At 65.7% G+C, this 21509-nt stretch carries 21 protein-coding genes; 9 read left to right on the top strand and 12 right to left on the bottom strand.

All coding sequences use genetic code 11. The features are described 5' to 3' along the window. Positions 1–61 precede the first annotated feature (61 nt). The 5 genes from S58_RS15675 to S58_RS15655 form a co-directional block, all read right to left on the bottom strand. Complete coding sequence (locus tag S58_RS15675; RefSeq protein ID WP_015666318.1) at positions 62–1018, bottom strand: NUDIX hydrolase; 957 nt, start codon at positions 1016–1018, stop codon at positions 62–64. 10 nt (positions 1019–1028) lie between these two features. Continuing rightward, positions 1029–1514 carry a tRNA (N6-threonylcarbamoyladenosine(37)-N6)-methyltransferase TrmO gene (gene tsaA / locus S58_RS15670; RefSeq protein ID WP_015666317.1) on the bottom strand — a complete coding sequence of 162 codons (486 nt, stop codon included), beginning with the start codon at positions 1512–1514 and terminating at the stop codon, positions 1029–1031. Between the two features lie 68 nt (positions 1515–1582). Next, on the bottom strand, positions 1583–1927 hold the full coding sequence (locus tag S58_RS15665) for an AzlD domain-containing protein (protein ID WP_015666316.1): 345 nt from the start codon (positions 1925–1927) through the stop codon (positions 1583–1585). Beyond that, positions 1924–2670, bottom strand: a complete 747-nt coding sequence (locus tag S58_RS15660; protein ID WP_015666315.1) for an AzlC family ABC transporter permease — start codon at positions 2668–2670, stop codon at positions 1924–1926. Before S58_RS15660 ends, S58_RS15665 begins: the two co-directional genes overlap by 4 nt. Positions 2671–2772: 102 nt before the next feature. Further along, positions 2773–3789, bottom strand: a complete 1017-nt coding sequence (locus S58_RS15655; RefSeq protein WP_015666314.1) for a lytic transglycosylase domain-containing protein — start codon at positions 3787–3789, stop codon at positions 2773–2775. A 150-nt stretch (positions 3790–3939) separates the two neighbouring features. On the opposite strand from S58_RS15655, the gene S58_RS15650 reads away from it, so the two are divergent. Further along, positions 3940–4878 carry a glycine/sarcosine/betaine reductase selenoprotein B family protein gene (locus tag S58_RS15650; RefSeq protein ID WP_015666313.1) on the top strand — a complete coding sequence of 313 codons (939 nt, stop codon included), beginning with the start codon at positions 3940–3942 and terminating at the stop codon, positions 4876–4878. A gap of 115 nt (positions 4879–4993) precedes the next feature. Beyond that, entirely contained in the window at positions 4994–5455 is a 462-nt protein-coding gene (locus tag S58_RS15645; RefSeq protein ID WP_015666312.1) for a PEGA domain-containing protein, read from the top strand. Positions 5456–5470: 15 nt separating this feature from the next. Here the strand turns inward: S58_RS15645 and S58_RS15640 are convergent, their stop codons facing one another. After that, on the bottom strand, positions 5471–6484 hold the full coding sequence (locus S58_RS15640) for a carbon-nitrogen hydrolase family protein (RefSeq protein WP_042339583.1): 1014 nt from the start codon (positions 6482–6484) through the stop codon (positions 5471–5473). Between the two features lie 186 nt (positions 6485–6670). Here S58_RS15640 and S58_RS15635 point away from each other — a divergent pair, with 186 nt between their 5' ends. From S58_RS15635 to S58_RS15620, 5 genes are all read left to right on the top strand, one after another. Continuing rightward, on the top strand, positions 6671–7627 hold the full coding sequence (locus tag S58_RS15635; protein ID WP_015666310.1) for an AraC-like ligand-binding domain-containing protein: 957 nt from the start codon (positions 6671–6673) through the stop codon (positions 7625–7627). A gap of 54 nt (positions 7628–7681) precedes the next feature. Then, positions 7682–7843, top strand: coding sequence for a hypothetical protein (locus S58_RS38600; RefSeq protein WP_015666309.1), 162 nt, complete (start codon positions 7682–7684; stop codon positions 7841–7843). Between the two features lie 25 nt (positions 7844–7868). Then, the gene (locus S58_RS15630) at positions 7869–8207 is read left to right on the top strand and encodes a c-type cytochrome (RefSeq protein ID WP_015666308.1); all 339 of its coding nucleotides are present in this window, start codon (positions 7869–7871) and stop codon (positions 8205–8207) included. A gap of 99 nt (positions 8208–8306) precedes the next feature. After that, complete coding sequence (locus tag S58_RS15625) at positions 8307–9731, top strand: MFS transporter (protein ID WP_015666307.1); 1425 nt, start codon at positions 8307–8309, stop codon at positions 9729–9731. 10 nt (positions 9732–9741) lie between these two features. Then, positions 9742–10503 carry a sulfite exporter TauE/SafE family protein gene (locus tag S58_RS15620; RefSeq protein WP_015666306.1) on the top strand — a complete coding sequence of 254 codons (762 nt, stop codon included), beginning with the start codon at positions 9742–9744 and terminating at the stop codon, positions 10501–10503. Between the two features lie 98 nt (positions 10504–10601). On the opposite strand, the gene clpA is transcribed toward S58_RS15620, so the two are convergent. Further along, positions 10602–12992: an ATP-dependent Clp protease ATP-binding subunit ClpA gene (gene clpA / locus S58_RS15615; RefSeq protein ID WP_015666305.1), complete on the bottom strand. Its 2391-nt coding sequence runs from the start codon at positions 12990–12992 to the stop codon at positions 10602–10604. Between the two features lie 328 nt (positions 12993–13320). After that, positions 13321–13653, bottom strand: a complete 333-nt coding sequence (clpS, locus tag S58_RS15610) for an ATP-dependent Clp protease adapter ClpS (protein ID WP_008960690.1) — start codon at positions 13651–13653, stop codon at positions 13321–13323. A gap of 454 nt (positions 13654–14107) precedes the next feature. Between clpS and S58_RS15605 the strand changes: the two genes are divergently transcribed. Beyond that, complete coding sequence (locus tag S58_RS15605) at positions 14108–15880, top strand: TadE/TadG family type IV pilus assembly protein (RefSeq protein ID WP_015666304.1); 1773 nt, start codon at positions 14108–14110, stop codon at positions 15878–15880. A gap of 105 nt (positions 15881–15985) precedes the next feature. Here S58_RS15605 and S58_RS15600 read toward each other — a convergent pair whose 3' ends face one another. Next, positions 15986–16327 (bottom strand): phasin family protein, encoded by a 342-nt coding sequence (locus tag S58_RS15600; RefSeq protein ID WP_015666302.1) that lies wholly within the window; start codon positions 16325–16327, stop codon positions 15986–15988. A 427-nt stretch (positions 16328–16754) separates the two neighbouring features. On the opposite strand from S58_RS15600, the gene S58_RS15595 reads away from it, so the two are divergent. Continuing rightward, positions 16755–18563 carry a D-alanyl-D-alanine carboxypeptidase gene (locus tag S58_RS15595; protein ID WP_015666301.1) on the top strand — a complete coding sequence of 603 codons (1809 nt, stop codon included), beginning with the start codon at positions 16755–16757 and terminating at the stop codon, positions 18561–18563. Positions 18564–18799: 236 nt separating this feature from the next. On the opposite strand, the gene S58_RS15590 is transcribed toward S58_RS15595, so the two are convergent. The 3 genes from S58_RS15590 to S58_RS15580 form a co-directional block, all read right to left on the bottom strand. After that, the gene (locus S58_RS15590; protein WP_015666300.1) at positions 18800–19516 is read right to left on the bottom strand and encodes a DnaJ domain-containing protein; all 717 of its coding nucleotides are present in this window, start codon (positions 19514–19516) and stop codon (positions 18800–18802) included. 111 nt (positions 19517–19627) lie between these two features. Continuing rightward, the gene (locus S58_RS15585) at positions 19628–20386 is read right to left on the bottom strand and encodes a hypothetical protein (RefSeq protein WP_015666299.1); all 759 of its coding nucleotides are present in this window, start codon (positions 20384–20386) and stop codon (positions 19628–19630) included. Between the two features lie 149 nt (positions 20387–20535). Beyond that, complete coding sequence (locus S58_RS15580; protein WP_015666298.1) at positions 20536–21423, bottom strand: alpha/beta fold hydrolase; 888 nt, start codon at positions 21421–21423, stop codon at positions 20536–20538. Between the last annotated feature and the right edge of the window lie 86 nt (positions 21424–21509).

Raw genomic sequence — 21509 nt, 5'->3', positions numbered from 1 at the left:
CTCCGTGAGCATAAGATGGCTTATACTTATCCTGAGCATAAGTCTTGTCAAGGGCGGCGGATCAAGAGCGCGAGAGCGGAAGCTTGCTTCCGATCACGGCGCGTTCGGCCAGCACGCCCTGGCGGAAACGGAACAGCTTGGCCGGGCGTCCGATCGTGTCAGCGGCCATTGCGCCTGTTTCTTCAACGAGTTCCTGCTGCTCGATGAGGCGGCGGAAGTTCTGCTTGTGCACCAGCCGGCCTGCCAACGCCTCGACGGAGCGTTGCAGCTGCAGCAGTGTAAATTCTTCCAGCATCAGCTCGAACACGACCGGCCGATACTTGATCTTGGCGCGCAGCCGGGCGATGCCGGTGGCGAGAATGCGGCGGTGATCACCGGTCATGGCGCGGCCGGGCACGGCCGGCTCGCCGCCCTTCTCACGCACGCTCTCAGGGATCAGCGCCGCCTCATACAGCAGCTCATAACGCTGCAGCGTCAGTTCCTCGTTCCATTCGCGGCCATCGAGACCGAACGTGATGGCGGCGCGCCGCCACCTGGTCTTCTGCAGCGCCGGCTCGTCGGCAGATCGCGCCCAGGCCTTGAGCTTCGGCGCGATGATCTTTGTCAGCATTGCCGGCGGCCCGTCGCGATGATCCTCCCACGGGAAGTAGTCGTACCAGGACGACCACTGTGCATCCGCGCCCTCACGCCCCTCCTCCTCGCGCGTGAGGCCGAGATAGCTGATGGAGATGCGGTGCGGCGCGTCGGGGTCGCCGCTGCGGCCGCGATCCGCGAAGGTATAGAGTTGCTCGACATAGCCGAGGGGATGACCGGTCTGGGCCTCGACCCAGGCGCGCAGGCCCATCTGCAGCGAGCGATGCGCGAACTGAAACGGCCCGCTCGGCAACGCCGCGGCGTGCTCGATCGTCATGATCCTGGGGTCGCCATCTGTCACCGCCACCAACACGGCGACGAGGTCCGCGGTGATCGCATCCAGAGCCGTCACGGTCTTCTGCGGCCGCTTGTTCACGTTCGACATCCGGATCCAGTCAGTCCTGTTTGTTGTCCTCGCCCGCGCCCGGCGTGAACACGCAGCGATCCGGCTTCAGATCGATCAGCGGGGTCTCGTCGAGACAGTCGAGGCCGCGCACCAGCACGGTGCTGCCCTCCAGCGCGACGAAGCGGACGGTCGAGACGCCGATCGGATTGGGACGCACCGGCGAGCGCAGCGCGAAGGTGCCGCGCGTGTCGCCGTCATGATGCCGCGGGCTCTGCTGCACGAGATCGCGGCGCGCCCGGTTGAGCCAGTACAGCACCTGGAGATGGCTGAAGGCGTCGATGCCCTGCAGCGCCGGAACCCAGGGCTCGAAGATCTCGAGCCGGCACACCGGCCCCTCGAAGCTGCCCTGCCGCGGCGTCTCCAGCCGCGAGGTCCAGGGCGTGCGGATGCGGCCGATGAAATACAGCGTTGCGTCGCGCGGCTTTGGCGCATCGACGGCGACTTCGCCCGGGCGGAGATCGGTATCGGTGGTCATCTCGGAGATCCTTGGTCTGCCCGGCAATCTATCCGAACCGGCGCGCACCGCAATTGCGGTCGCGCAACTCAGCCGAGCCACCATTTGCCGGCCAGCATCACGGCCTCGCCGCAGACCACGCCGGCAAAGATCGAGCGCCGCGTCGCCAGGAAGGCGGCAAGGCCGGCGACGACGGCACCATAGCGAAGGCCCCAGGGCACGCTGGCGAGCGCGCCCGGCGGCTGCACCAGGATCTGGGCGATGACGCCGGCCAGGATCGCCGTCGCCACCGCCTTCACCCACATCAGCAGATCCGAGCCCTCGTCGAGCCCGCTGCCGAACCACAGTCCGAGCAGGCGCCAGATCTGGTTGGGGATCACGCCCGCCACCAGCAGCACGACGAGCGCATGCCAATCGCCGATGAAGTCGCTCATGCCTGCCCCTGCCGCTCGCGCCATTTGTGGGCGCCGAACGCAATGGTTCCGGCGACGACGCCGCTGACCAGGATGTCGACGCCGCTGTTGAGCTGTGCCGCGACCGGATAGAGCACGAGTCCGAGGCCGAGCGCGAGCACGTCCGCAAGCTCCTTGGCGTTGCGCAAGGTCGAGAACAGGAAGGCGAGCGGCGTCAGCAGCAGCACGGCGGCGCCGAAGGTCTGCGACAGGTTGGCGGCGAGGAGATAGCCGATGATGGTCGCCACCAGCGCCACCCCCATCAGGCCGGTGCCGAGCCCGTGCACGAAGGCGATGCGGCGCTCACGCGGCACATGTGGCAGGAAGCGATAGCATTCCACCCACAGGGTCACGGCGGTGAAATGCGCGATCAACACCAGATGCCGCCGCTTGGTCTGTGGCGAGCGGATCAGCGGCAGCACCGCCACCACCATCGGAAACAGCCGGATCGCACTCATGGTGACCGCGATCGCCGATTGCAGGATGGTCTGGCCGGAGCCGAGCGTCGAGACCAGGATGATCTGGGCGGGACCTGCCCACACCAGCACCGTGCTCAGGATCGCCCAGAGCATGCTGAAATGGGTGTCGTGCGCGAGCGCACCGATGCCGATGAAGGTGACGAACAGCACCACCGACAGGATGGTCGCCGACGTCGCGCGCAAGCCCCAGCCGAACGCCTTGAGCGAGCCATGCCATTGCGGAGAATCGAGCGGAGGAAGTGTCACGGGCGGCCCAGCGGAACGGACCGCGATAAGGCTGGCGAAAGCTGCTCGCGTCAACCACCGTCAGGCGCGCGCGGGTCTGCATCCGGCGCAAGTCGTCCTTGGTCAGGCGCGGTTGCGCAGCACGAAGCAGGCGCCTCCGGCGTGGCGAATGCGGTTGCAGAGCGCGTCGGCCTCGGGCCGCGTCTCGGCGCCGATCCGCACCTGATAGAAAGCACGGTTGCCGCGCGAGCGCATCACCGACGACAGCAGGCTCGGGTCGCGATCGCCGATCACACTGCCCAGTCCCTTGATGGCGCGCGAATACATCGACAGCGCCCGGTTGCGATCGAAGCCGGCGGCGAGCTGCACGCCCCAGGGTTTTGCGGCCGACAGCGCGACGTGCTGCTCGAGCTGCGTCACGAACGGGTTCGGCGCCCGCTTCAGCAGTGCCATCAGTTGATGGCACGAGGTCGCCCGCGCGCTCGGCGGCGCCTTGCCGCCCTTCCCCGCCGCCGCCCAGTCGTCGATCGACGAGCCGGTGATCGCCGAGACGTAGTTGCGGGTCTCCCAGGGCATCTGCCCCTTGCCGGCGAGCCAGTCCTGTACCCGGCGCGGCCCGGCATTGTAGGCGGCGGCGGCCAGGCCGAGATTGCCGAACTGTTCGCGCAGCTCGGCCAGGAACTGCGCCGATTTCGGCAGCGCCTGTACCGGATCGAACGGGTCGAGCAGCTCGCGCTCGCTCGCGGTGCCCGGCATGAATTGCGCGATGCCCTGGGCGCGCTGGCCGTTGCGCGTGACCGGTCCGACGGCATCGCTCTGGAAACGGCTCTCCTGCCAGATCACGCGGGCGAAAAATTCCACCGGCAGATCATTGGCCTTGGCCGCCGACTCGATCATCAGGCAGATCGCCTCACGCGTGCCGCTCTCCTTCGGCTCGGGCGCCTGGTCCTTGGCGCTCTCAGCCGCATCGTTCGGACCATCGCTGCCGGTCTCACCGCTCTGTGCCGGCCCCTGCGGGTTCGACTCGATCGGCAACGATGGGCTGCTCTCCCGGTCTGCGCGCGCGAACGTGATGGTGGCGAGCGCGAGGCTCAAGCCGACACAGAGAGGACGCAAGGCAACCGAGATCAAAATGCGCATGGAAGCATCGAAAAAAGGCCGGCAACTTCGCCGGCGAACCAATTGGCCGACTGACAAAGCGATAGCGGGTGCGAGGTTCCACCGCGCGTCGCCTTGACACAGAGCGCGACCCGTCTAGCAATCCCAGATCACTTCAGGAGCGCGACTCGGATGACGGCCCCTGCCACCGACGACACTCTCGGCTTCGCGCCGGACAACGACACGCCAGTGTCCTACATGGCGAGAACCCGCGACTATTATCTCGCCATCGGCTATGACACGCCCTATCGCTGGGCACACTACACATCCGCGCCATTCCAGCCACTGCAAAAGCCTCTCGCGCAGTCCCGCGTCACCATCATCACGACGGCCGCGCCTTATGACCAGGCGAAGGGTGATCAAGGCCCCGGCGCGCCCTATAATGGCGGCGCCAAGTTCTACAGTGTCTATGACGGCGACACGTCGGCGCAGCACGATCTGCGGATTTCGCACATTGCCTACGATCGCACGCATACCAGCGCCGAGGATCCCGGCACGTGGTTTCCGCTGCCGCAACTGATGCGGCTCGCGCGCGAAGGACGCATCGGCGCGGTCGGTCCACGCTTCTTCGGCGCGCCGACCAATCGCAGCCAGCGCGTCACGATCGAGACCGATGCGCCGGAGATTCTCGCGCGCTGCCGCGCTGACGAGATCGACGCAGTCGTGCTGGTGCCGAACTGCCCGGTGTGCCACCAGACCGTCAGCCTGGTGGCACGGCATCTCGAAGCTAACGGCATTGCCACGGTGGTGATGGGCTGCGCCAAGGACATTGTCGAGCACGCGGCTGTGCCGCGCTTCCTGTTTTCGGACTTCCCGCTCGGCAACTCCGCCGGCAAGCCGCACGACGTGGACTCGCAAGCGTTCACGCTGGAGCTCGCATTGCGTGTGTTGGAAGGTTCGCCTGCTGCACGAACGACCGTGCAGTCTCCCTTGCAGTGGAGCGACGATCACGGCTGGAAGCGTGACTACAGCAATCCCGCCCTGCTCGCCCCGCAGGAGCTGGCGCGCCGGCGTGCCGAGTTCGATGCGCAGAAGGCGATCGCGCGCGGCGTTCGCGAAACGCAGGTGTAAAAAGCCACACTCGCGCGAAACTCAACCGGAAAACGCTTCGGAAAAAGCTGATTGCGCTTGCTCTCCCGTCCCAGTTGAGCTTGAGTTCCCCCGGGTTCCAAGGGGGCAGTACCATATGAGAGTTGTAGCGTTCGTGGCGTTGTGCGCCACGTTGGGTGGTTGCGCGTCCGTGACGCGGGGTACAACCGAGACGATCAGCGTTGCGTCCACGCCGTCAGGCGCCGAGGCCACGATCTCCGGTCTCGAAGCACCGATGACCTGCACGACACCCTGCTCGTTCGTCGCCAAGCGCAATTCCGATCTCGCAGTCACGATCGACAAGCCCGGCTACGAAAGCCAGACGATCACCCTCACCAAGGATATCCCTGCGGCGGGCGCGGCCGGCTTTGCCGGCAACCTCCTTGCGGGCGGTCTGATCGGCATGGGCGTCGACGCGGCGACCGGCGCTGCGACCGACCACAAGCCGAACCCCGTGATCGTCACCTTGCAGCCGCGCGGCATGGCGCCCGCGGCACGGGCACCGCGGCCGCCGCGCCGGGCGGCGCCACCGCCAGCGCAGCCTGAGGCTGGGACCTAGCGGCCGCTTGCGGGCCTAGCCGCCAGGATTCGTTTCGCCTGCCGCGACCGCATCGACCGGCAGCGCGAATGGTTCGACCCGGCTGAACGGCTTCTTGTTGAGCAGCAGCCGCGTCACGTCGGGGCGCGAATAGTGCCCCGCCGGATCGGCGGCGTTCTTGGCGATGCCGATCATGCCGAGGTCGATCTCGGCGATCAGCAGGCCTTCCTGCTCGGGCGGCAGCTTCTCGGCGAGCGAAGAGCCGTCGGGGCCGAAGATCGCGGCGTGACCGCCACCGACATGCAGCAGCGCGTGCTTGTCGGGGCGGTCGCACAACTCGTCGATCATTGCCTGCGAGACGGTGGCGCACGGCGCCAGCACGAAGCACGACCCCTCGACCGCATAGACCCGCGAGGCCGCATTGTTGACCTCGGCACCGAGCGCGGGCGCGAACGGATCGTACAGCGAGAAGCTCGGCCAGGCCGCGACATGGACCTGCTCGTTCTGGGCGTACATCGCGTATTTTGACAGCGGCTGCAGATGCTCCCAGCAGCACAGCGCGCCGATCCGCCCGATGTCGGGGCGATCATGCACGGCAAGATCACTGCCGTCGCCCTCGCCATAGACGGTGCGCTCGGCATGGGTCGGCCGCAGCTTGCGGCGCTTGGCGATGGTCTCGCCGTCCGGCCCGATCAGCCATTGCGCGATGTAGAGGCTGCCGCCATCGCGCTCGGAGACGCCGAGCACGGCGGTGAGCCTGGCCTTGCGCACCGCAGCGCGCAGCGCCTCGGCCTGCGAGCTGTCATAGGCCAGCGAATTGTCGAAATAGCGCTGCACGAAGCCGCGGCCGATGCACCAGGCCGGCGAGTCCATCCAGATGTGCCAGGGATAGCCGGGGATGAACACTTCGGGAAACGCGATCAGCCTGGCGCCCTTGTCGGCCGCCTCCTCGATCAGCCCGATCGTCTTCGCAACGGAGGCGTCGAGGTCGAGCCAGGCCGGCGCCGCCTGCACCACTGCCACCTTGTATTTCGGATGTGTCATTCCCATCGCCTGCTCTCCCTGCTGCCATCGGCGGCCCCCTGCCGTACCGCGCCCCACTATTGACGCCGGCGATCATTCACGCTCGTCTTGCAGGGAACGAAAACTCGACTGCGGCGGCGATCGAGGCCTCGGCCGGCCCGGAAATTGCTGCATTGGCGACGATCCAATCGACAGGGGTGCAGGGGGAGACCGATGCCGATCCTGTTCACCACGGATGGAAGCCCGGGCCACCGCCGTCTGGCGCTGTGGCAGGACATCGTCTGCGACGTCTATGTCGGGCTCGACTGCGCGTCCGATCTCGGCACCGCCTTTCGTGGCTCGGTGACGCATGCAGCTCTTGGCCGCGCGGTCTGCTCGGAAGTCAGCTCGGACCGGCAGCGCGTCCACCGGACACGTCAGCGCATCTCGCGAGCGGATGCGGACTTCGTGCTGGTGGCGCTGGGGCGGGAAGGCATCGGCGGGGTCGTCCAGGACGGCCGCGACACGGTGATCCGGCCCGGCGAGTTCGCGATCTACGACACCACCCGCCCTTATGAGCTGCAGTTCGATGCGGCCTTCCGCCAGATCGTGTTCAAGTTGCCGCGCGAGATGCTGCAGCGCAGGATCGGACCGACGGAAGCCGTGACGGCCATCACCTTCGGCGCCGACAGTCCGCTTCAGCCCCTCGCCTATGACTTCGTCGTCAAGCTCTGCGAGCGCGCCGATCAGATCGGCGCCGAGCACGCCGAGCGATTGTCCGACCAGGCGGCCGACCTGCTCGCCATGACATTGGCGGAGCGGCTCCGCACGCAGCCCTTGCCGGCGTCCAGCCACCGCGCCGCGCTGCTCTATCGCATCAAGGCCCATATCGGCACGCGCCTGTCCGATCCCGACCTCTCGCTGCCCGAGGTCGCCCGGGAGTTCGGGCTGTCGGCGCGTTACATCAACGACCTGTTCTCGGACCAGGAGACATCGTTCCAGCGCTACGTGCTCGCCGAGCGGCTCAAGCAATGCCGGCGCGACCTCGGCTCGCTTGCGCTGGCGCATCGCCAGATCAGCGAGATCGCCTTTTCCTGGGGCTTCAACGACCTTTCGCATTTCGGCCGCGTGTTCCGCGAGCAGTTCGGCCTGTCACCACGCGAGTGGCGGCGCAGCGCCGTGACGCGCTAAGCTCGCCGCAACGCGCCGGCCGCTTGCGCTGCCCGGCTGCGCCTGGATGATATGATGCGCCGCTTTGCCATGAAGGCCTTGTTCGCCCTGCTGACATTGAACCGCGACGACGACGATCCGCCGCGCTGGGACCGGATCATCCTGATCGCATCGACGGTGGTGACGATTGGCCTGATCGCGCTTTACGCCTATGGGAAGACAACCGGCCGCTGGTAGGCCGGGACCCGGGTGAGATTGTGCCATGATGATGCGAACTGGGCTGGGACTGATTTTGCTGTGCGCCCTCGCCAACCCCAGCCATGCGCTGGATAGCGAGCAGAAGCGAGGAAAAGCGCTCTTGCAAAGCCTTTGCAGCCGATGTCATGCGATAGGTCCCACCGGCGCCAGCCCGCACCCCGACGCGCCACCGTTCAGGACCTTCGGTGACAGCAAACTCTACGACGAAGACTTTGCCCAGCGGCTGCAGACCGGCCTCTCGACCATTCACAAGGACATGCCGAGCTTCCAGTTCGATCGTCCCGACGCGGAAGCCGTGGTCAATTACCTCAAGGCCATCCAGGTCCGTCCCAAGCGGAGCTGACGCGTTGGCGCGCTCCGCCGGCTTGGAACATGGCTGCTGCACCATGGTTGGCCGTTTCCGACCTTTGTCCGCGGCCCGGCTGCGGCCGGAGCACGCGCCATGACGCCAATGACCACGGTCATGCACGCCGACGGACTGCCGCTGCCGCAGCGGACCTGGGCGATCGTGACGATCGCACTCGGCATCGTTCTCGCCGTGGTCGACGGTGCGATCGCCAATGTGGCGCTGCCGACGATCGCCAGGGATCTCCATGCCAGCCCCGCCTTCTCGATCTGGATCGTCAACGGCTATCAGCTCGCGGTCACGATCTCGCTGCTGCCTTTGGCCTCGCTCGGCGAGATCATCGGCTACCGCCGCGTCTATCTTGCCGGCCTCGTGCTGTTCACTGCCGCCTCGGCGTTCTGCGCGCTCGCCGACAGCCTGCTGCTGCTGACGCTCGCCCGCATCCTGCAGGGCTTTGGCGCCGCGGGAATTCTCAGCGTCAATTCCGCGCTGGTGCGCTTCACCTATCCGCACGCGCTGCTCGGCCGCGGCATCGGCATCAACGCGATGGTGGTTGCGGTCTCGGCCGCGGTCGGACCGACCATCGCCGCCGGCATCCTCGCCGTCGGCAGCTGGCCGTGGCTGTTTGCGATCAACGTGCCGCTCGGCATCGTCACCTTCGCGTTCGGCTACCGGTTTCTGCCGCACACGCCGCGCGCGCCGCACATGTTCGACTGGCAGAGCGCCGCCCTGAGCGCGGTGACGTTCGGCTTTCTCATCGCCGCCGTCGACAGCCTCGGCCATGGCGAGGCGCTGGTGACCTGCGCCATCGAATGCGTCGTCGCCATCGTGGCGGGCGTGTGGCTGGTCTACCGCCAGACCCACATGGCCTCGCCGCTGCTGCCGCTCGACCTGCTGCGCATCCCGGTGTTCGCGCTGTCGATCGCGACCTCGATCTCGTCGTTCTGCGGACAGATGCTGGCCTTCGTCGCGATCCCCTTCTATCTCGAAAGCCATTTCGGCTATTCGCCGGTGCAGATGGGCCTCCTGATCACGCCCTGGCCGATCGCCGTCGGCCTGACCGCGCCCCTTGCGGGCCGGCTGGTCGAGCGCGTGCCGGCCGGTCTCCTCGGCGGCATCGGCCTGGTGATCTTCGCGGCCGGCCTGTGCGCGCTCGGGCTGCTGCCACAGCAGCCCTCGTCATGGGACGTCGTCTGGCGGATGGCGCTGGCCGGCTGCGGCTTCGGCCTGTTCCAGACGCCGAACAACCGCACCATGATCGCGGCTGCGCCGCGTGAGCGTGCCGGCGGCGCCAGCGGCATGCTCGGCACCGCGCGGCTCCTGGGCCAGACCACGGGCGCGGCGCTGGTCGCGATGTTCCTGGCGATCGATCCGGCCGACGGCACGCGGCTGTCGCTGCTGACCGGCGTCGGTTTTGCCCTGGTGGGCGCGTTCCTGAGCATGCTTCGCCTCTCGCCCGCGGGCTCGCGCGGCGCGGAGCGTGTGCAGATCCACGAAGGCCAGCGGCTGAAGGGCGAATAGGCTGACAACCATGATCGACTGGACGATGCTGGCCTTGCTCGCCCTCGCCGCCTTCGGCTCCGGGATCGTCAATGCGCTGGCCGGTGGCGGCGCGTTCCTGACGTTTCCGACGCTGCTGGCTGCCGGCATTCCGGCGATCGACGCCAATGCCTCCAGCACGGTGGCGCTATGCCCCGGCCAGTTCGTCAGCGCCTTCGCGTCGCGCGAGATCTTGAACGATGCAAAAGCGCCATGGCGCCGCGATCTCGTCAGGCTGTCGATCATCAGCCTGATCGGCGGCACGTTAGGGGCGGTGTTGCTGCTGGTGACGCCGTCGGCGGCGTTCAGCCGCCTGGTGCCCTGGCTGCTGCTGTTCGCCACCGTGGTGTTCGCGTTCGGGATGCGTTTCACGCCGAAGGACGGCGCGCGCTGGTTCGGCCCGCTGACCATCCAGGCGGTGCAGTTCGTGATCGCGATCTACGGCGGTTATTTCGGCGGCGGCATCGGCATCCTGATGCTGGCAGCCCTGGTGTTCTACGGCATGCGCGACATCCGCGCCATGAACGGATTGAAGGTCTGGCTGGCCGCGCTGATGAACACGACGGCGTCGGTGATCTTCGCGTTCTCAGGACGCGTGCACTGGCTGGAGACGCTGACGATGATGGCGGCCGCCATGGTCGGCGGCTTCGTCGGCGCGCGGCTCGGCCGGGTCATCCCGCCGGCTTACGTGCGTCGCTTCGTGATCGCGGTCGGCTGCGGCCTGACGGTCTACTTCTTCATCAAGCCGGCCTGAGCGCCGGAGCTTCGCGCTCAGGATTCGCACTCAAACACTCAAACAAGAAAGGCCGGCGGATCCGCCGGCCTTTCGTATTGATCGTGTCGGCGCCAGGCTCACGCCTTGACCAGCGGTCCCTTCGGCGCCGGTCCCTTCGAACCGCCGCCACCGGATTTCGGCTTGCGCTTGCGCGCGGCCGGCACTTCCGATTTCGGCATTACCGGCCCCTCGACGAACTCGAAGCCGATCTTTTCGTCGACGCCGGACTCGTCCTTGACGAGAACGACACGGACATGGCCGCCACCCTTCAGCTTGCCGAACAGCACCTCGTCGGCCAGCGGCTTCTTGATGTGCTCCTGGATCACGCGGCCCATCGGACGCGCGCCCATCTGCTCGTCATAGCCGTGGCTGATCAGCCAGGCCTTGGCCGGCTCCGACAGCTCGATCGTGACCTCGCGGTCGGCCAGCTGGGCCTCGAGCTGCAGCACGAACTTCTCGACCACCATGCCGATCACGTCGACCGACAGGTGCGCGAACGACACGATCGCATCGAGACGGTTGCGGAATTCCGGCGCGAACTGCCGGTTGATCGCCTCGTGGTCGTCGCCTTCCCGCTTCGAGCGGGTGAAGCCGAACGCCTGCTTGGCGAGATCCGCCGCGCCCGCATTCGTGGTCATGATCAGGATCACGTTGCGGAAGTTGACCTGCTTGCCGTTGTGGTCGGTGAGCCGGCCGTGATCCATGATCTGCAGCAGCACATTGTACAGATCCGGATGCGCCTTCTCGATCTCGTCCAGCAGCACCACGCAATGCGGATGCTGGTCGACGCCATCGGTGAGCAGGCCGCCCTGGTCGAAGCCGACATAGCCGGGAGGTGCACCGATCAGGCGCGACACGGTGTGCCGCTCCATGTACTCCGACATGTCGAAGCGCAGCAGCTCGACGCCCAGGGTCGAGGCCAGTTGCTTGGCAACCTCGGTCTTGCCGACGCCGGTCGGACCCGAGAACAGATAGCAGCCGATCGGCTTCTCCGGCTCGCGCAGGCCGGCGCGGGCCAGCTTGATCGAGGCCGACAGCGAATCGATCGCCTTGTCCTGGCCGAACACGACGCGCTTCAGGGTCTGCTCGATATGCTTCAGCACCTCGGCGTCGTCCTTCGACACGCTCTTCGGCGGAATCCGCGCCATCGTGGCGATCGTGGTTTCGATCTCCTTGATGCCGATCGTCTTCTTGCGCTTGTTCTCGGCCAGCAGCATCTGCGCCGCGCCGGATTCGTCGATCACGTCGATCGCCTTGTCCGGCAGCTTGCGGTCATGGATGTAGCGTGACGACAGCTGCACCGCTGCCTCGATGGCCTCGTTGGTGTATTTCAGCCGGTGATAATCCTCGAAATACGGCTTCAGTCCCTTCAGGATCGCGATCGCATCCTCAACCGACGGCTCGTTGACGTCGATCTTCTGGAACCGGCGCACCAGCGCGCGGTCCTTCTCGAAATGCTGGCGATACTCCTTGTAGGTCGTCGAACCCATGCAGCGGATCGAGCCCGAGGCCAGCGCCGGCTTCAGCAGGTTGGACGCGTCCATGGCGCCACCCGACGTCGCCCCGGCACCGATCACGGTGTGGATCTCGTCGATGAAAAGGATCGCGTTCGGATGCGCCTCGAGCTCCTTGAGGACCTGCTTGAGCCGCTCCTCGAAGTCGCCGCGATAGCGCGTGCCGGCGAGCAAGGTGCCCATGTCGAGCGAGAACACCGTCGCTGCCGACAGCACCTCGGGAACCTCGCTGTCGACGATCCGCTTGGCGAGGCCTTCGGCGATCGCCGTCTTGCCGACGCCGGCTTCGCCGACGAACAGCGGGTTGTTCTTCTGCCGCCGGCACAGCACCTGGATCGCGCGGTTGATCTCGGAGTTACGGCCGATCACCGGATCGATCTTGCCGTCCCGCGCCTTCTTGTTGAGATTGACGCAATAGGTTTCCAGCGCCTCACCCTTTTTCTTGGAGTCCTCACTGCCCTTGGTCTCGGTCTCTTCGTCGACGCCCCGCACGGGGCGGGCCTCGGACACGCCGGGCCGCTTGGCGATACCGTGGCTGATGTAGTTGACCGCGTCGTAACGCGTCATGTCCTGCTCCTGCAGGAAGTACGCGGCGTGGCTCTCGCGCTCGGCGAAGATCGCGATCAGCACGTTGGCGCCGGTCACCTCTTCGCGGCCCGACGACTGAACGTGGATCACGGCGCGCTGGATCACGCGCTGGAAGCCTGCGGTCGGTTTGGCGTCGTCGCTGCCGTCCGTGACCAGGTTTTCGAATTCGGTTTCGAGATAATTGACGAGGCTGCCGCGCAGCTTGTCGAGGTCGACGCTGCATGCGCGCATCACGGCCGCTGCATCGGAGTCGTCGATCAAGGACAGCAGGAGGTGTTCCAGTGTCGCGTATTGATGGTGACGCTCGTTAGCAATCGCCAGCGCGCGATGCAGGGATTGTTCAAGGCTTTGGGAAAAAGTCGGCATGCGCGTCCTCTGTGGCCCCCTGGCATCATGATCGCCGTCGCCCGGTCAGGCAACAACAACCTTTGTCAAATATAGTTATAACCGAGTGCGACAAAAGACCGGCCAAGCGTCTCGATTACGCGTTCACCCGATCGTCAATGCAAAACCCGTTCCGATTGTGGCAAGGCGGGCTGCGACGACCGAACGGCGGCAGCTTGCGGCCGAGATTCGAGGCCGTGATGGCCGTAGTTCTCCTGGCGAAAGCCGCCGCAGGCGGCTCGCGTCCGACACGGATGCGACGCTCCCGCGGGTCAGCGTGCGGCCGGGCGGCTCTCCCCGCGGAACACGGTTATTTCTTCTCCATCACACACTGCAAAGGATGCTGGTGCTTGCGGGCGAAGTCCATCACCTGGGTCACCTTGGTCTCGGCGATCTCGTAGGTGAAAACGCCGCACTCCCCGATGCCGTGATGGTGCACGTGGAGCATGATCTTGGTCGCGGCCTCGACGTCCTTGTTGAAGAACTTCTCCAGCACGTGCACGACGAACTCCATCGGCGTGTAATCGTCGTTCAGGATCAGGACGCGATAGAGATTGGGTCGCTTGGTCTTCGGCTTGACCTTGGTGATCACGGACGTGACCGGGCCACCGGTGCCACCGGACTTGTTGTCGTTATTGCTCATCCTAGGCGCGGATCGGTTCACTCTGGAAGTTGGCTGCGACATCTTGCACGCGTTAGATATTGTGCGAGGACCCCCAATAAAGGGTTTCCCCGACCTGTCCCCTGCCGGGCCGCTTCCGCCACCCGGTCCTGCGTTCCAGATCGCCTGTCCCAGCCGACCGGTCCGGTCGGACCGACACCAGGAATATGGGTCTGCGACCGGTTTGCCGCAAGCGCATCCCCACGATGGACGGACGCTCCGGCAGGACCGATTCCCTGCCCCGGCGATGAGACGCAAGGTTAATCAAACCGATCGCATTTTACAAAGCCCATTCAGTGGTCGTTGACAGGGAACACGCGCCGTTGCGAACGCGGTGCCATGCTACGGTATTTGCTGCGTTTTTTGATATTTCGATTCACCCGCCCTTGACGAACCCCGGCCGAGATGGCCGCGGGAATCATCATTGGTGAGCGCCATGACCGCTGCGACCCTCGTCCGCCTCTGCCGCCGTACCGTGCGACGCTTCGCCGGCGACCGCCGGGGCAATATCGCGGTGACCTTCGCCATCGCGCTCATCCCGATCCTGGCTTTCGTCGGTGCCGCCGTCGATTACAGCCGGGCCAATGCCGCGAAATCGTCGATGCAGGGCGCGCTCGATTCGACCGCGCTGATGCTGTCACGCGACCTCGCCCAGGGGACGATCAGCGCGTCGGACATCGCGACCAAGGCGTCGGCCTATTTCAAGGCGCTTTACACGAGTTCTGATGCACAGAACGTCACCGTGACCGCCAGCTATACCGCCTCGACCAGTTCCACGGCGTCCAACATCCAGCTCGCCGCCTCCGGCCAGATCATCACGCAATTCATGAAGATTGCGGGCTTTCCGACCATGGACTTCGGCACCAAGGCGACCACGACCTGGGGTGACGTGAAGATGCGGGTCGCGCTCGCGCTCGACAATACCGGCTCGATGGCCTCGAGCGGCAAGATGACGGCGCTGCAGAACGCGGTCGCCGGCAGCGGCGGCCTGATCGATCAGCTCAGCGCGCTGGCGAAAACCCCAGGCGACGTCTACATCTCGGTCGTTCCGTTCGCCAAGGTCGTCAACGTCGGCGACAGCAACTACGCCCAGAACTGGCTCGATTGGACCGACTGGCAGAACCCGCCCACGGTTCAGCCCAACAACGGCACCTACCAGGCCGCAATCCCGAACGCGAAGTTCACCCAATCGCAATGGGACATGGTCGGCCCGGGATCATCGTGCCCGTTCACATCGGGCAACGGCTTCTCCTATTTCGGATGCGTCAGCGGTCCGACCACCGGCAGTTCGAGCACGTCGACGATCCCGAAGACCGGCGACGCCAATGCCGGCCAGATCTGCCCGGGCTATGATTCAGCCTCGCACAGCTATTACAATGGCTGCTGGACGACCGCCAAGACCGCGACCGTGGTCACCTACTGCACCGGCTCGAGTTGCAGGTGCAGCAACGGCGGAAATGAAAGCTGCACCTGCACGGGCACGTCCGGCACCAGCGGTTACACCTGCAAGGTGAACACCTACACCAAGACCTGGGCCGCCAACGCCAGGAGCACATGGACGGGCTGCGTCGCCGACCGTACCCAGCCCAATGACGCGAATGCCGTGTCGCCCGCGACCTCCGACGTGACGACGTTGTTCCCGGCCAACCAGCACATGGAGAACAGCACCCAGTACTGCAGCAGCAGCGCCTCGACCAAGCTCGGGCAGATCGTTCCGCTCAGCTACAGTTGGAGCACGCTGAAGAGCGCGGTCAACGCCATGCAGCCGACCGGCGGCACCAATCAGGCCATCGGCATGGCCTGGGCGGTACAGTCGCTGATCCCGAACGGCGTGCTGGGCGCGCCGGCGGAGGACGCCAACACCACCTACAACCGCGTCATCATCCTGCTGTCGGATGGCCTCAACACGGAGGACCGCTGGCCGGAATACGGCAACGGCTCGTCACAGGCCTCGGGCAATCCGATCGATGCCCGCCAGGCCCTGCTCTGCTCGAACCTGAAGAACACCAAGGATGCCAAGGGCAACGCGATGTACACGATCTACACGATCCAGGTGAACACGAGCTCGCCTGCCGATCCGACCTCGACCGTGCTGCAGAACTGCGCCAGCAGTCCGGACAAGTTCTACATGCTGACGAGTTCGAGCCAGATCGTGACCACCTTCAATTCGATCGGCACGGCGTTGTCGAAGTTGCGCGTCGCCAAATAGCGGCCGGCGGCTTCGCTGCGCGGCCATTGCGATCCAACACGAATGCAATCAACAAAAAAGCCCGGCGCGAGCCGGGCTTCTGCAGTCATGTCGCGGTGGCGCAGATCAATGCGCGGCCGGCGGGGTGAACTTGGCAGCAAGGCCTTCGAGCGGCTTGAACGCCTGCTTGGCGAGATCCGAATACAGGCCCGCGATCTTCTGCGAATCGGCGACGAAGGTCTCGTAGGCGGACTTGGCGTACTCGGTCTGAACCTCGAGCACCTTGTCCAGCGACTTCACGCCGGAGAGCTTCTCGACGTACGACTTGGTGTCCTCGAACGACTTCTTGGTGTAGTCGCCATAGGCGGTGGCGATGGCATGGAGGCCGTTCTGCACGGTCGTGGCGGAGTTCACGGCGGTCTCGAACTGCTCTTTGCCGTAGTTCTGGAAGTCTTCAACCTTAAACACGTGGCATTCCTTTCCCTGATTTTGAGCGCCCTCAGGGAGGCCCCGGCTCCCTGACGCAGTCCCACTATAGTGCACCGCACAAAAGAGATCAACAATATTGTGCAATGCACCATCGCGGGCATTGCGACCGGTTCCCGCCTTGGCGGCTCAGGTCGGGCCAGATCGAAAGAAATCCGGACCATCGACGCAAGGTTTCTTTAATCCTTTGGCAACTCGACCGTCCTAACCTCTCCGATGGTCCCGGCCAGCGTCGGCCGAACCGTAAAGCTGTTCTAAAACAGCGTCTTAACAAAACCTCAGTTCGAGCCTTTCGATGCACGACTGCGTCAGGGCGCGATCCGGGGTCCGACAGGCACGATCACGGGGACGTTCGGCACAATTTCGCCTCACAAGCCGGTGATCACGTCAGAAATTGGACGGGGATTTCATGCTTCGCAAAAACTTGGCTTCCTCGCGCCTGGTGCGGGTTGGCGTCTACGGACTACTCACCCTCACCGTGGCGGCAGTGGTTACGGTCGACAGCGCGGAAGCGCGTCGGCGCCATCGGCATCATCACGCGCGCCACTCGCCTCACAATGACGAGGGCAGCTACAGCCCGGCCTTCTCCTCCATTGTCGTCGACGGCAATTCGGGCGCGACCCTGACCGCGACCAATCCCGACGCATTGCGCCACCCGGCCTCGCTCACCAAGATCATGACGCTGTATCTGCTGTTCGAGCGGCTGGAGTCCGGCAAAATGAAGCTGGACACCGAGATGCCGGTGTCCGAGCACGCCTCCGAACAGTCGCCGACCAAGCTCGGCCTGCGCCCGGGACAGAGCATCCGGGTCGAGGATGCGATCAAGGGTCTTGTGACCCGTTCCGCCAACGACGCCGCCGTGGTCATCGCGGAAGCGATCGGTGGCGACGAGGACGACTTCGCCAAGCTGATGACGCGCAAGGCGCGCTCGCTCGGCATGAGCCGCACCACCTATGTCAACGCCTCGGGCCTGCCCGCCGACGAGCAGATTACGACGGCGCGCGACCAGTCGATCCTCGGCCGGGCGATCCAGGACCGCTTCCCGCGCTACTACCGCTATTTCTCGACCGTGGTGTTCAACTATCGCGGCCAATCGATCCGCAACCACAATCACCTGCTCGGCAATGTCGAGGGCATCGACGGCATCAAGACCGGCTACACCCGCGCATCCGGCTTCAACATCGTCACCTCGCTCCGCCGCGGCAACCGTCATCTGGTCGGCGTCGTGCTCGGGGGCCGCAGCGGCGGCTCGCGCGATGCCATCATGCGCAACCTGCTCGCCGAGAACCTCGACAAGGGCGCCACCCGTCGCACCGTGGCGGCGATCGGCGAGCGTGGCGGATCCGACGGCGGCGACACCGCCGACCAGGGAACGGTCCAGCTCGCCTCGGCTGCGCCCGAGGCGACGCCGGCCCCGAGCCGCGCCGCCAAGATGATGTCGGCGCTGTCGGAAGCCACCGCGGCGCTGCCGCCGTCGGCGCCGAAGGAGGCCAAGATCGAGACCAAGGTCGAGCCCGCGCCGATGACGTCCGGCGTGATCCAGAACCAGCCGATCTCGCTCGTCCCCGGCTCGACCGAGCCGATGAAGCCGGTCAAGGTCAGGACGGTTCAGGTCAAGGCTGGCGCCGTCAAGCTCGCCACTGCCGCTCCCCAGCCGGTTGCCCCTGCTCCCGCCGCCGCGCCGTTTGCCCAGCGCGTCGAGGCGATTGAGCCGGCGCCGCCGATCGCCCGCGCCGAGGCTGCGCGGCCCGATCTGCCGCCGCAGCCGCCCGGCCATGGCACCGGCAACGGCATTCTCGGCGTGCTGCCGGCCTCCAGCCTGCCGCCCGCATCGTCGCAGGCGATGGCCTATGCTGCGCCTCCGGCACAGCCGGCGCCGCCACCGACCCAGCTCGCCTCGGCAAGCCCCGCATCGGCAAGCCCCGCATCGGCAAGCTCCGCCCCGGAAAGTCCGGTCCGCTCCGCCGTCGCCCGCAGCGGCTGGATCATCCAGGTCGGCGCGCTCGACAGCGAGGCCGAGGCCCAGAAGCGGATCGAGGCCGCACGCAGCCAGGCGCAGGGCATGTTGAGCAAGGCCGATCCCTTCACCGAGTCGGTCTCGAAAGGCGACAAGACCCTGATCCGCGCCCGCTTCGCCGGTCTGGATCGCGATCAGGCCGAGGCCGTCTGCAAGAGGCTGAAGCGCGCCGACATCTCCTGCATGACCGTGCACAACTAACTCTTCCGACGACATCCCGCCGAATGAGGCCCGCGCGACACAGGCGCGGGCCTTTTCATTTGTGGGCACGCGCGACGACGCATCGGCCACGGGTGCAAACCACTCGTCAAGGATTTGCCGCTAGAACTTTTTCACCATGTCGAACGATCGCGCCTGACAAAGCCTGGAGCTGCAGGCGTCGACATGACTGCGATGGAAGCGGGTTCGATCTTGTGGCGTTGGTGGCGTTGCCGGAGTTAGCCGTGATGCGTACGAAGCAGAGTATCCTTGGCCTCGTTCACCCGGGCGGCGAGGTACGTCGACCCCCCTTGGTCGGGATGCAGTTTCTTCATGAGCGCACGGTGAGCTCGCCCGATCTCGTCGCGCCCCGCGCCAGGCTGCAGGCCAAGGATCTGATAGGCCTCCTCTTCCGTCATTTTGGAGCTCGACGCCGTGCGGCGCTGCCCGCCTGCCGCATCGCGCTCCGCGTGCTGACGCCAAGCGGGAAACCGGCGGTCCAGATAAGTTTCAAGTAGCGCGAGGCTCTCGGCATCGAGGCTCGGCATGATCGCCGCGAGCTGCGGCAGGTCGAACTCGTCGAGCGACCGGCCGGCATGGGTGCCGGCGACGAAGCGGCCCTGGACCTGGCCGCTGTCATGGTCGAGCATCATCTCGATCAAGGGCGAGCGCACCCGCGAGTTCGGACCGGCCGATCGCTGTCCGCCGAGACCGAAGATGCTGCCGACATTGCCCAGCCCGCCCGGCGACCAGCCCAGCAGCCCTGCCCCGAACAGTCCGATCGGGATTGCGACCACCAGCTCGCCGCGGAGCCCGGTGAAGGCCGCAACCGCAAGACAGCCGATGCCCCCGGCGAACTTGATCGCACGCGCCAGCGCCGCTGGATTCGCGTTCCGGAACATCTGCAGCAACAGATAGAGGGTGATGACGGCGACGGCGCCAGCGATCAGTGTCATGGCCCGAATATAGGGCGTGTCGGGACAAAAAGCATGATCGACTGCGCGTGAGCCTCGTGGCTCAACACCCGGCGTATCGGGCCAGGTGCTCACGTTGGCTGAGATCGCTCGTCATCTCATCTGCCCGATCAGGAGTGCGGCGCCCGCCTCGGAGCCGGCCAGCCGGAGCAGCGCTGCCCGACCGCCTGCAGCGTAGGCCGCCGCGGCGCGCAGCAGGTCGCGCAACTGCGCGGATGCCCCCGGATCGAACCGGCACCAGGCGCCTCCGGACAGTCGCGCCATCTCGCGAAACGTCTGCTCCGCCACCGGATCGTTGCCTTCCTGGAACATGAACAACGGCACCTTCAACATCCCGAGCTCGCCCGCCTTCGCGCAGAGCTCGTCGACCTTCTCCTCCATCGCGTCACCCACGAAGACGACCGCGCGAATGCCAGCCGCCGTCGCGTGGCGGCGCGCCTCGGCAAGAACCTTGCCGATCTGGGTCTGGCCGCCGCGGCAATCGATCTTGCCCATCAGTCGTGCGAGCTCAGCGCTGTCGGAGATCCAGCCAGAGGCCCGGCATTCGTTGAATCCCCGATAGTAGACCAGCCGGATGTCGAGGCTGCCGAGCGCGGCGGCTTCGCGAAACATGTCGGCTTGCAGCGCGCAGGCCATATCCCAGGTCGGCTGGCGGCTCAGGGTCGCATCGAGCGCAAAGACGAGACGGCCCCTGCTCCCTTGAGCTGCCGGGGCCATGGCGCGGGCCTGCGCCACGAAGGCGGCGATCGCGTCGGCGCTCGAGCGCTCCGCATCGGGAAGCCTTTGGTCGCGCACATCGTCGCCCGACGACGTGACGGGACTTGAACGGGGCTTGGATGGGCTGTCGACCATGGGCGCGCACCTGCTCGGACGCGCATGATGTGGGCAGGCGAAGTCCAAGCTGCAATGAGCGGCCCAGCGACACCCGCCAAGTCACAGCTGCAATCGCCCCTTGGGCGACGAGGCGAAGGCCGGCGATCAGACCAATCCGCCCCGCCGGATCAATGCGTCAGCGGCTTGGCCGGCGTCATCGTCTTGCCGACCGGCGCGTAAGGCGCGACCGGACCCGGATCGAGCAGCGGGGTCTTGGTCTGAACCGGGCCAATGTCGCTGGCGCTGTCGCTATCGGCCAGGAATTTGTCGAGCATGGCCTGGATGGATGACTTTGCATCGTCCGGACCCGTGTCGCGCATGTCGTTGTGCTGGAAGTCCGTGTTGACGACCGTGATGCCTTCTTTTTCGCAGACGTCATCGCTCGGGATCACGCCCGGGTCGGTCTTGAAATGCGGGTCCTTGGAGCGGAACGACAGGATCTTGAACTTGCCGTCGGTCACGAACGGAACGCGCAGATTGTCCAGCGTCACCACCTTGCGGACGTCGTCGGGGTACTGCTTGGCGAAATACATCGAGATGTCGCCACCCATCGAATGGCCGACCATCGTCAGATGGTCGTAGTCCGCATTCGGCTGCAGCTGGCGCATCTGCTCCACGGCGAAGCGGATGTTGGCGACGCCGCGCTGAATCTGCGGCAGCCGGCCGACATAGGGCTCGCCGACCTTGGTCACCATCGGCGCATCGGTCGGAAGGTCATGCTGGATGCTGACCGCCATGTAGCCGCGCGCAGCGAGGACGTTGGCCAGGAAGGAATATTCGGTGAACTTGACGGTATTACCATGATTGAGGATCGCGACCGGCAGCTTGATCATACCAGCTTCGGCCTGCATTTCCTTGTCGCGCCGAACCGCCACGGCGACTTCCACCAGACGGTTGTCGCGGGAAGCATCATGGAACCTGATGGTCTCGTGCCGGATCGCCCACTTGCTCGCAGTGAAGTAGCCGACGGCCGCCAGGATGCTGACAGACACAAGAACGGTTATTCCACGCTTCATGTTCGTCCCTCGGGATCTACAATCAAAGGTAGTTTGAAACCTGTATGACTCTCGTGACCCGGTTCTGTTTAATATATGTAACGGCG

This window comes from Bradyrhizobium oligotrophicum S58, assembly GCF_000344805.1.
Classification (GTDB): Bacteria; Pseudomonadota; Alphaproteobacteria; order Rhizobiales; family Xanthobacteraceae; genus Bradyrhizobium; species Bradyrhizobium oligotrophicum.
The sequence above is the reverse complement of the archived record's forward strand: the minus strand, read 5'-3'. Positions and strand labels throughout refer to the sequence as shown.

Bases quoted from the DNA above. Each gene is read 5' to 3' on its own strand.
- S58_RS15595 (WP_015666301.1), top strand. From the start codon at position 16,755: ATGCTTCGCAAAAACTTGGCTTCCTCGCGCCTGGTGCGGGTTGGCGTC.
- S58_RS15585 (WP_015666299.1), bottom strand. From the start codon at position 20,386: ATGGTCGACAGCCCATCCAAGCCCCGTTCAAGTCCCGTCACGTCGTCG.
- S58_RS38600 (WP_015666309.1), top strand. From the start codon at position 7,682: ATGCGCCGCTTTGCCATGAAGGCCTTGTTCGCCCTGCTGACATTGAAC.
- S58_RS15625 (WP_015666307.1), top strand. From the start codon at position 8,307: ATGACGCCAATGACCACGGTCATGCACGCCGACGGACTGCCGCTGCCG.
- S58_RS15630 (WP_015666308.1), top strand. From the start codon at position 7,869: ATGATGATGCGAACTGGGCTGGGACTGATTTTGCTGTGCGCCCTCGCC.
- S58_RS15665 (WP_015666316.1), bottom strand. From the start codon at position 1,927: ATGAGCGACTTCATCGGCGATTGGCATGCGCTCGTCGTGCTGCTGGTG.
- S58_RS15650 (WP_015666313.1), top strand. From the start codon at position 3,940: ATGACGGCCCCTGCCACCGACGACACTCTCGGCTTCGCGCCGGACAAC.
- tsaA (WP_015666317.1), bottom strand. From the start codon at position 1,514: ATGACCACCGATACCGATCTCCGCCCGGGCGAAGTCGCCGTCGATGCG.
- clpA (WP_015666305.1), bottom strand. From the start codon at position 12,992: ATGCCGACTTTTTCCCAAAGCCTTGAACAATCCCTGCATCGCGCGCTG.
- S58_RS15620 (WP_015666306.1), top strand. From the start codon at position 9,742: ATGATCGACTGGACGATGCTGGCCTTGCTCGCCCTCGCCGCCTTCGGC.
- S58_RS15655 (WP_015666314.1), bottom strand. From the start codon at position 3,789: ATGCGCATTTTGATCTCGGTTGCCTTGCGTCCTCTCTGTGTCGGCTTG.
- S58_RS15645 (WP_015666312.1), top strand. From the start codon at position 4,994: ATGAGAGTTGTAGCGTTCGTGGCGTTGTGCGCCACGTTGGGTGGTTGC.
- S58_RS15675 (WP_015666318.1), bottom strand. From the start codon at position 1,018: ATGTCGAACGTGAACAAGCGGCCGCAGAAGACCGTGACGGCTCTGGAT.
- S58_RS15635 (WP_015666310.1), top strand. From the start codon at position 6,671: ATGCCGATCCTGTTCACCACGGATGGAAGCCCGGGCCACCGCCGTCTG.
- S58_RS15605 (WP_015666304.1), top strand. From the start codon at position 14,108: ATGACCGCTGCGACCCTCGTCCGCCTCTGCCGCCGTACCGTGCGACGC.
- clpS (WP_008960690.1), bottom strand. From the start codon at position 13,653: ATGAGCAATAACGACAACAAGTCCGGTGGCACCGGTGGCCCGGTCACG.
- S58_RS15640 (WP_042339583.1), bottom strand. From the start codon at position 6,484: ATGGGAATGACACATCCGAAATACAAGGTGGCAGTGGTGCAGGCGGCG.
- S58_RS15590 (WP_015666300.1), bottom strand. From the start codon at position 19,516: ATGACACTGATCGCTGGCGCCGTCGCCGTCATCACCCTCTATCTGTTG.
- S58_RS15580 (WP_015666298.1), bottom strand. From the start codon at position 21,423: ATGAAGCGTGGAATAACCGTTCTTGTGTCTGTCAGCATCCTGGCGGCC.